General features: G+C 69.9%; 14 protein-coding genes. 5 read left to right on the top strand and 9 right to left on the bottom strand.

Annotated features, from left to right (window positions below):
- The 3 genes from D183_RS0119135 to D183_RS0119125 form a co-directional block, all read left to right on the top strand.
- A partial coding sequence (locus D183_RS0119135) for a TrmH family RNA methyltransferase (protein WP_017910420.1) occupies positions 1-293 on the top strand: 293 nt, incomplete at its 5' end.
- Between the two features lie 197 nt (positions 294-490).
- On the top strand, positions 491-580 hold the full coding sequence (locus D183_RS28070) for a tryptorubin family RiPP precursor (protein WP_017911958.1): 90 nt from the start codon (positions 491-493) through the stop codon (positions 578-580).
- Between the two features lie 88 nt (positions 581-668).
- Positions 669-1,793, top strand: coding sequence for a cytochrome P450 (locus D183_RS0119125; protein ID WP_017910418.1), 1,125 nt, complete (start codon positions 669-671; stop codon positions 1,791-1,793).
- Here D183_RS0119125 and D183_RS0119120 read toward each other — a convergent pair.
- From D183_RS0119120 to D183_RS0119100, 5 genes are all read right to left on the bottom strand, one after another.
- The gene (locus D183_RS0119120; protein WP_081613398.1) at positions 1,745-2,794 is read right to left on the bottom strand and encodes a LacI family DNA-binding transcriptional regulator; all 1,050 of its coding nucleotides are present in this window, start codon (positions 2,792-2,794) and stop codon (positions 1,745-1,747) included. The genes D183_RS0119125 and D183_RS0119120 overlap by 49 nt on opposite strands.
- Before the next feature lie 65 nt (positions 2,795-2,859).
- Positions 2,860-4,275 (bottom strand): M28 family peptidase, encoded by a 1,416-nt coding sequence (locus D183_RS0119115; RefSeq protein WP_026144661.1) that lies wholly within the window; start codon positions 4,273-4,275, stop codon positions 2,860-2,862.
- Positions 4,276-4,371: 96 nt separating this feature from the next.
- Positions 4,372-4,791, bottom strand: coding sequence for a large-conductance mechanosensitive channel protein MscL (mscL, locus tag D183_RS0119110; protein ID WP_017910415.1), 420 nt, complete (start codon positions 4,789-4,791; stop codon positions 4,372-4,374).
- 108 nt (positions 4,792-4,899) lie between these two features.
- Positions 4,900-5,607, bottom strand: a complete 708-nt coding sequence (locus tag D183_RS0119105) for a fumarylacetoacetate hydrolase family protein (RefSeq protein ID WP_017910414.1) — start codon at positions 5,605-5,607, stop codon at positions 4,900-4,902.
- Between the two features lie 118 nt (positions 5,608-5,725).
- Complete coding sequence (locus tag D183_RS0119100) at positions 5,726-5,998, bottom strand: hypothetical protein (protein ID WP_017910413.1); 273 nt, start codon at positions 5,996-5,998, stop codon at positions 5,726-5,728.
- Between the two features lie 202 nt (positions 5,999-6,200).
- Between D183_RS0119100 and D183_RS0119095 the strand changes: the two genes are divergently transcribed.
- Positions 6,201-6,539, top strand: coding sequence for a Rieske (2Fe-2S) protein (locus tag D183_RS0119095; protein ID WP_026144660.1), 339 nt, complete (start codon positions 6,201-6,203; stop codon positions 6,537-6,539).
- Between the two features lie 31 nt (positions 6,540-6,570).
- Here the strand turns inward: D183_RS0119095 and D183_RS0119090 are convergent, their stop codons facing one another.
- The 4 genes from D183_RS0119090 to thiS all read right to left on the bottom strand — a co-directional run bounded on the left by D183_RS0119090 (position 6,571) and on the right by thiS (position 10,361).
- On the bottom strand, positions 6,571-8,439 hold the full coding sequence (locus tag D183_RS0119090; RefSeq protein WP_010341810.1) for an SLC13 family permease: 1,869 nt from the start codon (positions 8,437-8,439) through the stop codon (positions 6,571-6,573).
- Between the two features lie 66 nt (positions 8,440-8,505).
- Positions 8,506-9,291, bottom strand: a complete 786-nt coding sequence (gene trmB / locus D183_RS0119085; protein WP_017910411.1) for a tRNA (guanosine(46)-N7)-methyltransferase TrmB — start codon at positions 9,289-9,291, stop codon at positions 8,506-8,508.
- 10 nt (positions 9,292-9,301) lie between these two features.
- Positions 9,302-10,096 (bottom strand): thiazole synthase, encoded by a 795-nt coding sequence (locus tag D183_RS0119080; protein ID WP_017910410.1) that lies wholly within the window; start codon positions 10,094-10,096, stop codon positions 9,302-9,304.
- A gap of 64 nt (positions 10,097-10,160) precedes the next feature.
- On the bottom strand, positions 10,161-10,361 hold the full coding sequence (thiS, locus tag D183_RS0119075; protein WP_017910409.1) for a sulfur carrier protein ThiS: 201 nt from the start codon (positions 10,359-10,361) through the stop codon (positions 10,161-10,163).
- Positions 10,362-10,533: 172 nt separating this feature from the next.
- Between thiS and D183_RS0119070 the strand changes: the two genes are divergently transcribed.
- A complete protein-coding gene (locus tag D183_RS0119070; protein ID WP_017910408.1) occupies positions 10,534-12,354 on the top strand; it encodes an autotransporter domain-containing esterase in 1,821 nt (606 codons plus the stop codon).
- The last annotated feature ends 43 nt before the right edge of the window (positions 12,355-12,397 follow it).

Genomic DNA, 12,397 nt, shown 5'->3' with positions numbered 1-12,397 from the left:
TGCTGCCGCCCACGATGCAGGCGCAGGCGCAATTGCGCGGCGCGGGCTTCGCCCTCGCGGCGACGCTGGTGGACGGCGGCGACGATCTGTTCGCCAGTGCCTTGCCGCAGCGCCTGGTCTACGTGATGGGCGCCGAGAGCGACGGGATGGACCGCGACTTCGCGCAGGCCTGCGATCTGCGCCTGTCCATCCCCGGCAGCGGCGCGGTGGAAAGCCTCAACGTCGCCGCCGCCACCGCGGTGTTGCTGGGCACCTGGCGCAGCCGGCATCCGCACGGGCGTGCGGCGCGCTGAGCACGGTGTCACGCGCTGAGATGCGGCTGCATTTGGCTACGCAATAGTGTGCGCGCCGGCCGGTTTCGGGTTTGCGAGGGGCCTGCCGGCGGCGTAGCGTGCAGGCGCGCCTCGCCGATGCGATCGCGCCACGCGCGCTGGCGTCGGCGAAACCGCGCAGTCCCCCGCCCGAAAGGGCCATCGTCACTCCTGCGGAGATGTCGCTCATGAAGCTGCTGTTCTCCATCAAGCACCTGCTGTCGTCGAAGAAGCCGCTGAAGTCGTACGCCTGGTACATCTGGTACTGAGCGCCGTGTGCGATGCCGCGCGGCATGCCGTGCGGCCGGTGCCCGGCGGACGCACTGCGCCGGGCGTCGTTCCTCCAGGAGACTGGCGATGTCCGCCACCATGGTCGACCGCGATGCGCGCGCCACGGTCTTCGCGCCGCGTCTGCAGGCGTTGCTGCGCGCGCATGTGGGGCAGGACGCGTTCCGCCTGGATGCCGACACGGTCGGTGTCGCCGGCGCCGCGCTGAGCGACCGCCTGCTCGCGGCCCGGCCCGCCACCGAACACGAACGGCCGACCTTCAAGCCGTTGCACGGCCGCTCGATCGCGCGCAGCGAAGCGGCGAAACTGATGCAGGCGATCGGCCGCGACGTGCGCGAGGCGCTGAAGCGTCCGCCGCCGCCCACGCTCGACCTGTCCGGCCCATGGCCGCACATCGGCCATGTCTATCTGCGCGACCTGCTGCTCGGCGGCGACCCGTGGCGGCTGCGCCTGCTGATGGACCGCACCCTGGAACTGACGCCGCGCCTGACCTGGGCGGTGATCGCCGCCGGCGCGCTCGCACCGCTGGCGCCGGACGCGGAGGCCTCGGCGTTGGCCACGCTGCTGTCCGCGGCCGATGGCTACCGCGCGCGCCGCGATGCGATGGGCCTGTACCGGCGCACCGCCGCGCCGGTGTGCTTCACCATTTCCACGCTGGTCGCCAACGCGCTGTGGCTGGGGTCGCCGTTCGACGCGCGCGTCTGCAACCGCAACATCCTCTACGAAACCCTGCGCCTGCTGCCGCTGTCCTGGAACATCCTGCGCAATGCCTCGCCCGAGTACGGTGCGCTGGATCCGCGTATCGGCGCCGCCGACGACGTGCTGGTGCTGCCCTTGCTCAGCCATCGCGATCCGGCGCTGTGGGAGGAGCCGGAGGCGTTCCGGCCAGAGCGCTGGGACGGCGTGGATCCCGATGCGTTGCCCGGCTACCTGCCGTTCGGCCATGCCTCCGAGCGCTGCTGGGGCCGGCACATGGTCATGCCGCTGGCGGAGCGGCTACTGGACCTGCTGCGCGGTCAGGACCTGGTCGCGGACCCGCAGCAGCGTCGCGCCACTGTGCCGTTGACCGGGCTGCTCGGTGTGGCCCAGGTCGACGTGATCCGGCACGCGCGCGCGGCGTTGCCTGCCGCACGCGGTGACGGCGCTCAGCGCGGGGCGGGCGGCGCGGTGGACCCGCGCGTGACCAGGGTGTAGTCCAGCACCTGATGGGTACCGCGGCTGGGCAGGCCGTCGCGGCGTTGGCGAATTTCGCCGAGCAGTAGCGTCACCGCGGCCCTGCCCATCGCCGCGACCGGCTGGTGGATGGTGGTCAGCTCCGGCCAGATCGTGGTGGCCACCGGCGTGTCGTCGAAACCGGCGATCGACAGATCCTCGGGCACGCGCAGGCGCAGTCCGTGCGCGATCGCCAGCGCTGCCGCGGCCATGTCGTCGTTGCTGCACAGGATCGCGCTGGGACGCGGGGCGACCTGCAGCAACGCAGTGGCCGCGAGCAGGCCGGAGCGGTAGGTGAACAGGCCTTCGGCCACGCGCTCCGGCGCCACCGTCAGCCCGGCCCCGGCCATGGTGTCGAAGAACGCGCGGCTGCGCAGCGCGCTGGGCGTGTGCCCGGGATCGCCGCTGACGAAGCCGATGTCGCGGTGGCCCAGGTCGAGCAGATGCCGGGTGAGCGCGCACGCCGCCTGGTAGTCGTCGATGCGCACCGAGCTGACCCCGGGCATCGGTGCGCCGGTGGCGACCGCGACCAGCGGAATGCCGCGCGCATCCAGTTCGGCGATGGTCTGCCGCGCATCGCACAGCGGCGGCGGCAGGATCAGGCCATCGGCACCGGCCTCAAGCAGGCGTTCGGTGGCGGCGCGCTGGCTGTCGCTGTCGTCGCTCTTTTCCACCAGCACCTGGCAGCCTTCCAGGCTGCTCTGCTCGAGCATGCCGAGCATGAACTGGTTGAGGTAGGCCGCGCTGGGATTGCTGTAGAGAACGCCGATGCGCGCCAGTCCTGCGGTGCGCAGCGAGCGGCCGGCGAGGTTGGGGCGGTAGCCGAGCGCCTTGATCGACGCTTCGACGCGCTCGCGCATGGTAGCGCTCACGCGCGGGTGGCGATTGATCACGCGCGAAGCAGTCATCGGCGACACGCCCGCATGGCGGGCTACATCCAGCAACGTCACCGCTGAGCCCGCGCGACGTTGCCGTATGCCCATCAAAGGTCCTGGCGCTGCTGCGGAGGGGAAGCCCCTGCGCGCGTCCTGCGCAGGTCCGGTTTACTTTACTCCCTGGGCGGTTCCACTGTCTTGGCCTGGCTGCCGAAACCGCCGTCGGCCTGCGCCGCCAGATATGCGAACACCGCATACGCGGCGACGTTCTGCGCCAGCGCCTTCGGGTCGATCTTGTCCAGGGTGTCGTTGGCGGTGTGATGCAGATCGAAGTAATCGCTGCCGTCCTGCGCCAGCCAGGCCCAGGCGCCGCCCTTGGCGGCGAGCGGCCCGACGTCCGGGCCGGGGCCGCCGGCGTCCGGCGCATAGGCGATGCCGAGCGGCGCCAGCGCCTCGGCGATCTGCCGGGTCGCCGCGCGCGAGCCGGCGGCATCGCCGGAGCCGGTGTTGAAGGCATAGATGCGGCCGGCGCCGAAATCGCTCTCGGCGGCGATCTGGTGCCGCGCCACGTCCTTGGCATGCGCCTGCGCATAGGCCTTGCCGCCGTACAGGCCCTGCTCCTCGTTGGCGAAGGCGACCACGCGGATGCTGCGCTTGGGTGCCTGCTTGAGCTGGCCGATCAGATGCCCGGCGGCCATGCTGATGGCGACGCCGGCGCCGTCGTCGATCGCGCCGGTGCCCAGGTCCCAGGAATCCAGGTGCCCGCCGATCAGCACCACCTCGTTGGGCAGCGTGCGCCCGGTGATCTGCCCGATCACGTTGTAGGACGTGGCGGTGCCGTCCCAGCCGCAGTCCAGCGCCAGGCGCAGGCGTACCGGGCCGCGCGCGAGCAGGCGCGCCAGCTGGTTGGCGTCGGGCACCGACAGCGCCGCCGCCGGCACCGGCGTCAGTCCTTCGTCGAAGCGGGTGATGCCGGTATGCGGCACGCGGTGCGAATCGGTGCCGGCCGAGCGCATCACGAAACCGATCGCGCCCTTGCGGATCGCTTCCGACGGCCCCTTGCTGCGCACCGCGCCGCCGTTGCCGTAGTCCTTGCCATCGCGGGTGCGCAGCATCTGGTAATCGACGAAGGCGATCTTGCCGCGCAGCGCATCGGCCGGCGCCGCCTGCAACGCGGCCAGGTCGGCGAAGCGCACCACCTCGGCCTCGACCGTGCCGCCTGGGCTGCCGCCCAGCGCGGTGACAGTGAGCGGTTGCGCATGCGCGCCGAGCACCTGCGCGTGTTCGCTGCGACGCTCCCATTTCGGGAACGTCACCGGCTCGGTCCACACCTTGTCGAAGCCCAGTGCCTTGAATTTCGCCGTGGCCCAGGCCACCGCGCGTGCATCGGCCTCGCTGCCGGCCATCCGGGGGCCGATGTCGGTGGTCAGCGACTCGACCACCTTCCAGCCGGTGTCGTCGGCCAGTGCCCGCTCGCGCAAGGCCGCCGCGTCGCGGAGTGCCGCCTCCGGGATGCGCGTGGCCTCGGCGGCAACCGCAGGAGAGGACAGACTCAGCACAGCAGCGATGACGACGGCAAGACGACGCATGGAAAACTCCGCGGACACAGGAACCGCGAGCTTAGCAGTGCCTCACCGCCGTGCACGACGCGGCCTCCATGGCGGAAGCTGCGTGTGCCGTCGCGCTTACTCCGGGCGCGGCTCGTGCTTGAGCGAATCGCGGATCTCGCGCAGCAGCAGCACTTCCTCGGTCGGGGCCTTCGGCGCCGGCGGTTCCTTGCGGGCGATGCGGTTGATCGCCTTGACCAGCATGAAGATGGCGAAGGCCACGATCACGAACTGGATGATGGTGTTGAGGAAATCGCCGATGCCGATCACCACCGCCGGTACCGGCTTGCCGGCGGCGTCCACCGTCGCCGCCTTCAGCGTCCATGCCCAGCGCGAAAAATCCACGCCGCCGACGAGCAGCCCGATCGGCGGCATGATGATCTTCTCGACCAGCGCGGTGACGATCTTGCCGAACGCGGCGCCGAGCACCACGCCGACCGCCAGGTCCAGCACGTTGCCGCGCATGGCGAATTCCTTGAATTCGCGGATCATGCTCATCGGGACTCCTCTCTTGTCAGTGCGGGCCTGTCGCCGCGGCGCTAGCCTAGCGCAGTCGCCGTGGTGGTCGAATCACAGGCGCGCGTATGTCGCGCGACAGGCGCGTCCTCAGCCGACGATGCGGCCGTGCCGCTCGGCCACGTTCTCCAGGCGCGCGCTGAAGCGATCGCCCGGGCGCAGCGCGGCCACGCCGGCCGGCGTGCCCATGAACACCAGATCGCCGGCGCGCAACGCGAACAGCTTGGACAGCTCGTGCAGGATCTCCGGCACGTTCCAGATCATCTGCTCCAGCAGCGACTGCTGGCGCACCTCGCCGTTGACTTCCAGCGAGAGGTTCAAGGCCTCCAGCGCCCCGACCTCGCCGGCCGGGATCAGCTCGCTGATCGGCGCGGAGGCGTCGAAGCCCTTGGCGATGTCCCACGGCAGGCCCTTGGCCTTGGCCGCGGCCTGCAGGTCGCGACGGGTCAGGTCCAGGCCCACGCCGTAGGCCAGGATCAGGGCCTCGGCGCCGTCCACCGGCAGCACGCCGGCGGGCGCGTCCTGGCCCAGTGCCACCACCAGTTCCACTTCGTGGTGCAGATCCTGGGTCGCGGACGGGTAGGGGATGGCGTCGTCGCCGATCACCAGCGCATCGGCCGGTTTCATGAAGAAGGTCGGCTGGCCGCGCTCGGCCTTCGACGCCGGCGCACTGGCGCCCATCTCCCGCGCATGGTCGGCGAAGTTGCGGCCCACGCAGTAGATGCGATGCACCGGAAACAGGCCTTGCCCACGCACGGGAACGCGCGGAGCCTCGGCAGCGGCGAACAGATCTTTCATGAGCATGCATCCAACGAGAGGGGATGCCGCAGTTTAGCGGGTTGGGTTCAACCCGATTCCAACAGGGAAGCGGATGTCGCTCTCACGATTCCCCAATCCCGATTCCCCATTCCCAGCTCTAAAGCGGCAAGGCCGGCTTGCGCACCACCCGATACTCGCCATCGACCACATGCCGGCGCGCGGTGGCCGGGCGCTTGCCGCGCTGGCTCAGCAGCTTCATCGCGATGCCACCCAGGATCATCGCCGCGCCCACGAACACGCTGACGAACACCAGCCCGGCCAGGATCGCCAGACCGAGCAGGCCCACGGCCAGCTTGACCAGCGGATGGCGCGGCTTGCGCGGCGCGAAGACGTGCCGGAATTGGTCGAAATTGAAGAGGCGAGCGCGCATGGCAGAACTCTGTTTCAGTTTGAACCGAAGGCGCGCAGTATCGGCGCTGTTTTATGTGACGGAGTGAAAACTTCGTTAAGCGAAAAATTAACACTTTGCGGTCAGGGGCTTGCATGTGCTCGCCGGGTGAAGGGCGTGCGGCGTCACGGCTGCCGATCGCCCATGCCAGAATGACCACCCCTTGCTGCCCGCGCTGCGTTCCATGACCGAATCATCTGCCGTGCTGGCGTCGCTGCACGCCCTGGTTTCCGGCGAACTGGCCGAGGCCGAGGCGCTGATCGGCGGCGAATCCGAGTCGCTGCTGCTGTACCGGGAGGGCGACACCGTGCGCGCGTGGTTGAACGTGTGCCCGCATGCTGGACGCCGCCTGGACTGGGCGCCGGGCCAGTTCCTGAAGAGCCGCGAGGGCCACGTGGTGTGCGCCGCGCATGGCGCCGCGTTCGAACTGCAGGGCGGCGAGTGCGTGTCCGGCCCCTGCCGCGGCCAGAGCCTGCATGCGGTGCAGGTGGACGTGCGCGACGGGCAGGTGGTGCTGGTTTAGCGCGCAGCGCAGGTGCTTGCGACGAGCCGCGCTACAGCGCGTGCCACCAGCCCATCGACATCAGGTTGACCATCAGCACCACCACCAGGGTGTAGACCAGCGACAGCGGGCCGCCGACGCGCCACAGTTCGCGCGGCTGGTAGTTGGCCGGGCCGGTGATCATCGAGATCACCGGATTGGACGCGGTCATCAGGTTGTTGGACGCCGACAGCGCCACGATCAGCGCGAACGCGGTGGGATTGCCGCCGGCCGCCAGCGCCAGGTTGACCGCGATCGGCACCATCACGATGGTCGCGCCGACATGGCTGATCACCAGCGAGAACGCGGTGGTCAGCAGGCCCAGGGCGATCTCCAGCGCCCACACCGGCATGCCCTCCGGTAGCCGCGCAATGGTATGCCCGGCGACCCAGGCCGCCGCGCCGCTGCTGTCCATCGCCCAGCCCAGCGGGATCAGCCCGGCCATCAGGAATACGGTCTTCCAGTTGATCGCCGCGTAGGCCTCGTCCATGCGCAGCACGCCGGTCAGCAGCATGCCGGCCACACCGGTCATCAGGGTCAGCGCCACCGGCAGCCTGGAGGTCAGCGCGATCAGGATGGTCAGGGCGAAGATCGTCATCGCGATCTTGAACTTGTGCGGGCGGTGCTCGCCCTTGGGGTAGTCGGTGACCACCACGAAGTCGCGGCTTTCCGAGGCCTGCGCCAGATCCTGCCAGATGCTGTGGAACACCAGCATGTCGCCGGCGCGCAGCGGCACCTTGCGCACGTCCTCGCGGATCACCTGCTTGTCGCGGTTGATCGCCAGCAAGCTGATCCCGGCCTGCTTGCGCAGGCGCAGTTCTGCCGCGCTCTTGCCGATGAAGCGCGAGGTCGGCGGGATCACCGCCTCGGAGATGCCGGCGCGGCTGGGGTTGAACAGGTCGCCGAGGTTGCGCAGGCGCGAGGACAGGCGCAGGAACTGGTTCTGCGCGAAATCGGCGACCTGCTGGCGCGCGCCCATCACCCCGAGCACGCTGCCGACCCAGATGCGCATGTCCGCCGGCGGCGCCAGGCGGGTGTCGTTGCCGGTCTTCAGGGCGAGCAGCAGCGGTGCGTTGTGCACGGTTTCGGCCTCGCCCAGGGTCATGCCGACCAGCGGGCTGTCGGCGCTGACGATCAGCTCGAACACGTCGCCTTCGATGCCGTAGGTGCGGGCGAAATAGCTCTCGGTGCGCGCCGGGGTGACGCCGTCGTTGATCAGCCGCTCTTCTTCGGCCAGCGCCTTGTCGCCGCGCACGCGGAAATAGATCAGCGACGCCGCCAGCAGCGCCACGCCGATCGGCAGCGGCGCGAACATGCGCAGCGGCTCGATGGTGGCCATGCCCGAGGGCAGGTTGTTGTTGGCCGACTGCAGCAGGTCGTTGAGCAGGATCAGCGGCGAGTTGCCGACCATGGTCAGCGCGCCGCCCATCACGATGGCCGCGGCGATCGGCAGCAGCAGCCGCTGCAGGGTCAGCCCGGTGCGCCCGGCCAGGCGCGAGGCCACCGGCAGGTACAGCGCCATCACCGAGGGGTTCTGCATGAACGAGGAATTGAGCCCGGCGATGGCGGTGGTCAGCAGCATCAGCCGCTCCTCCACCCCGCGTGCGCGGCGCAGTAGCCACGACGCCAGCCGGTTCAGCGCGCCGGTGCGCTCCAGCCCGGCGCCGAGGATGGTGGTGGCGATGATGCTCATCACCGCGTTACCGGAGAAGCCGCTGAACAGCTCCTCCGGCGCGATCAGGCCGGTCACCCCGAGCACCACCAGCACCACCAGCGCCACCACGTCGGCACGGATCCGCTCGAACACGAACATCGCCATGGTGAAGCCGACCAGCCCGAGCACGAGCTTCATATCGGTGGTCAGCGTCAGCGCGGTATCCATGCGAGGCCGGGAATGGGGAATCGGGAATGGAGAATGGCAGAAGCGGCCGGTCGTCGCAGGTCGTCGCTATCGGGGAGCGGCAGGCGAACCCGCTTCCGATTTCCGATTCCCCGTTCCCGATTCCCGGTCATACAGCAAATCCCACACCCCATGCCCCAGGTTCTGGCCGCGGGTCTCGAAGTGGGTCTGCGGGCGCCAGTCCGGGCGCGGGACGTGGCCGCGCGGGCCGGCGCGGTTGACTAGGCCGGGGGTGGCGTCGAGTACGTCCCACATCTGTTCGGCGTAGTCGGCCCAGTCGGTGGCGCAGTGCAGGCGGCCGCCGGCGCGCAGCTTGCGCACCAGCAGCGCGGCGAAGGCCGGCTGCAGCAGGCGCCGCTTGTTGTGGCGCTTCTTGTGCCAGGGGTCGGGGAAGTAGATGCGCACTTCGTCCAGGCTGCCGTCGGCGATCTCGTGCTGCAGCACCTCCACCGCATCGTGGTGGTACAGGCGCACGTGATCGGCGCCGTCCTCGGCCAGGGCGTTGAGCAGGCGGCCGACGCCGGGCGCATGCACCTCGATGCCGATGTAGTCGCGGCTGCGGTCGTGCTGTGCGGCATGGCGCAGCGCGGCGCCGTTGCCGAAGCCGATCTCCAGCACCTTGGGCGCGCTGCGGCCGAAGGTGGCGTCCAGATCGCGCGGCTGGCCGCTGTAGTCCAGGCCGAAGCGCGGCCACAGCGCATCGAACGCGCGCTGCTGCGCCGGCGTGAAGCGCCCCTGGCGCAGCACGAAGCTGCGCACCTGGCGATGGCCTTCCTCGACGGTGAAGGGTTTCGGCGGGGTCTTGGCGCCGGCGCTGGAGAACGGATCGGTCATGCCTGCGGCCTCACCCGATCAATCCGTCGACCGGCGAGGAGGCGCTGGCGTAGCGCTTGCGCGGGATGCGCCCGGCCAGGAACGCCTCGCGGCCGGCTTCCACCGCCTTGCGCATGGCGCTGGCCATCAGCACGGGGTTGCGCGCGCCAGCGATGGCGGTGTTCATCAGCACGCCGTCGCAGCCGAGCTCCATCGCGATCGCCGCGTCCGAGGCGGTGCCGACGCCGGCGTCGACGATGATCGGCACCTTGGCGTTGTCGATGATCTCCAGCAGGTTGTAGCGGTTCTGGATGCCCAGGCCGGAGCCGATCGGCGCGGCCAGCGGCATCACCGCCACGCAGCCGATCTCTTCCAGGCGCTTGGCCAGGATCGGGTCGTCGCTGGTATAGACCATCACCTCGAAGCCGTCGGCGACCAGGATTTCCGCGGCCTTGAGGGTCTGCACCACGTCCGGGAACAGGGTGCGCTGGTCGCCCAGCACTTCCAGCTTGGTCAGGTTGTGGCCGTCGAGCAGTTCGCGCGCCAGCCGGCAGGTGCGCACCGCGTCCTCGGCGGTGTAGCAGCCGGCGGTGTTGGGCAGGATGGTGTACTGCTCCGGCGGCAGCACGTCGAGCAGGTTGGGCTCGCCCGGATTCTGGCCGATGTTGCTGCGGCGGATCGCCACGGTGACGATCTGCGCAGCGGCGGCCTCGGTGGCCAGGCGGGTCTGTTCGAGATCGGCGAACTTGCCGGTGCCGGTGAGCAGGCGCGAACGGTAGGGTTTGCCGGCGATCACCAGCGCATCGTGGGGGGCGGGAGCGTTCATCGGCGGATTATCGCCCATCGCACCGGCCCTGCCGAGCCCGCGCACCTGCGCGCGGCGGTGAGATTCAGCCGCCGCCCAGCGCGTGCACGATCTCGACCCGGTCGCCGGCGTGCAGTTCGTGCTCGGCATGCGCGCCGCGCGGCACGATCTCGCCGTTGACCTCGACCGCCACGCGCCGCTGGCCCAGCCCTTCGGCCTGCAGCAGCGCGGCCACGGTGGTGGCCGGCGCCAGCGCGCATTGTCTGCCGTTCAATTCGATGTTCATGCCATCATTGTGCAATGCGCGCCGTGGGCGTGCGAGTCGCAATCTTGCGGCAGTGCAACGTGAGCGTGTCCGGCAGAGGTGGAATGATGTCGGCCATGCGGCTACGTATGGTGCGGCCGCTCCCCCGTTTCGCTGCATTTCTCGTGTTCCATTTCTGCCCGGGAGGGCTTCCATGACTTCGTCCATCCGTCCGCTCCGCTCGCTGCTCGCCGCCGCGATCGTGCTCGCCGCCGCGCCTGCGTTCGCGCAGTCCACCTATAGCCGCACCGTGTTCTTCGGCGACAGCCTGACCGACGCGGGCTACTACCGTCCGCTGCTGCCGGCCTCGGTGCGTGCGGTGACCGGCCAGTTCACCACCAACCCCGACTTCGTCTGGGCGCAGTACGTGGCCGAGTACTACGGCACCAACGCCGCCGCCAACGGCAACGGCCAGATCGGCGACGACTATGCCGCCGGCAATGCCCGTGTCGGCGTGGCCAACCCGAGCGCGCTGGGCGTGGCGCCGTCGCTTGCGACCCAGGCCAGCAACTACCTGGCCGCCAACGGCGGCAAGGCCGACCCGAACGCGCTGTATTCGGTGTGGGGCGGTGCCAACGATCTGTTCGCCATCGCCGGCGGTGCGCCGGTGCAGGCCACCATCGGCAATGCCGTGACCGCCGAAGTGGGCATCGTCGCCAGCCTGCAGAACGCCGGTGCGCGCTACGTCATGGTCAACAACCTGCCCGACGTCGGCATCACCCCGCGCTTCCGCGCCGGCGGCGCCGCGGCGATGGCGCAGGGCACCGCGCTCGCCACCGCCTACAACACCGCGCTGTTCTCCGGCCTCAAGAGCGCCGGGCTGCGGGTGATTCCGGTCGATACCTTCCACCTGCTGCAGGAAGTAGTGGCCAACCCGGGCGCCTACGGCTTCACCAACGTCACCGGCACCGCCTGCCAGCCGCAGATCACCGCGCAGTCGCTGACCTGCAACCCGACCAGCTACGTCAGCGCCGATGCCGCCGACACCTACGTGTTCGCCGACGGCGTGCACCCGACCGGCCGCACCCACGAACTGCTGGCGCAGTACGCGCTGTCGATCCTGGAAGGCCCGCGCACCCAGCAGATCCTGACGCACTCGGCGCAGATGGTCGGCCGCTCGCGCGCCGACCAGGTCGCCTGGCACGTCGACGGTCGCCCGGAAGCGGATGGCGTGCGCTGGTGGGGCAACCTGCGCGGCGACATGCAGCGCTACCAGCACGGCGACCTGTACGACGGCATGGCCCCGGCCGGTCTGTTCGGCGTGGACTGGTCGCGTGGCGAGTGGGTGTTCGGCGGCTTCGGCGGCTTCGGTCGCACCGATGCTGACTTCGGCAACCGCGGCGGCGACTACACCCAGGACGACAGCACCCTCGGCGGCTTCGCCGGCTGGTACGGCGAGCATGCCTGGGTCAACGCCCAGGTCAGCTACACCTGGCTGAGCTACGACGTCACCCGCAAGGTCAACCTCGGCCCGGCCACCATCGAGCACAAGGGCTCGCCGGACGGCAGCAACCTGACCGCGGCGCTGCAGGGCGGCTACGAGTTCGGCGAAGGCAGCTTCAAGCACGGCCCGGTGGCCGCGGCGATCTGGCAGAAAGTCAAGCTCGACGGCTACACCGAGAGCAACCCGAACTCCAGCGCGCTGGGCTACAGCGACCGCGACGTTGAGTCGATGGTCGGCCGCATCGGCTGGAAGGCCAGCATCGATGCCGGCACGGTGAAGCCGTACCTGCAGGCCACCTACGACCACGAGTTCAAGAAGAACCAGGAAGCCACCGCGTGGCTGCAGACCATGTCCGACCTGGGCGAGTACGCGGTGCCGGGCATCAACTTCGACCGCAACTACGCGTCGGTGGTGCTGGGCGCGCGGACCAAGCTGTGGGGCTTCGAGAGCAACGTAGGCCTCGCCACCACCACCGGCCAGTCGCGCGCGCACGACACCTCGCTGTTCGTGAACTTCGGCGGCAGCTTCTAAGCACTGCCCGACGTTGCCTGCCTTGCCCGGCTGTGTGCCGGGC

Source organism: Xanthomonas sp. SHU 199, from assembly GCF_000364665.1.
Taxonomy (GTDB): domain Bacteria; phylum Pseudomonadota; class Gammaproteobacteria; order Xanthomonadales; family Xanthomonadaceae; genus Xanthomonas_A; species Xanthomonas_A sontii.
Note: the sequence above shows the minus strand (reverse complement) of the source record. Positions and strands in the feature narration are given on the sequence as shown.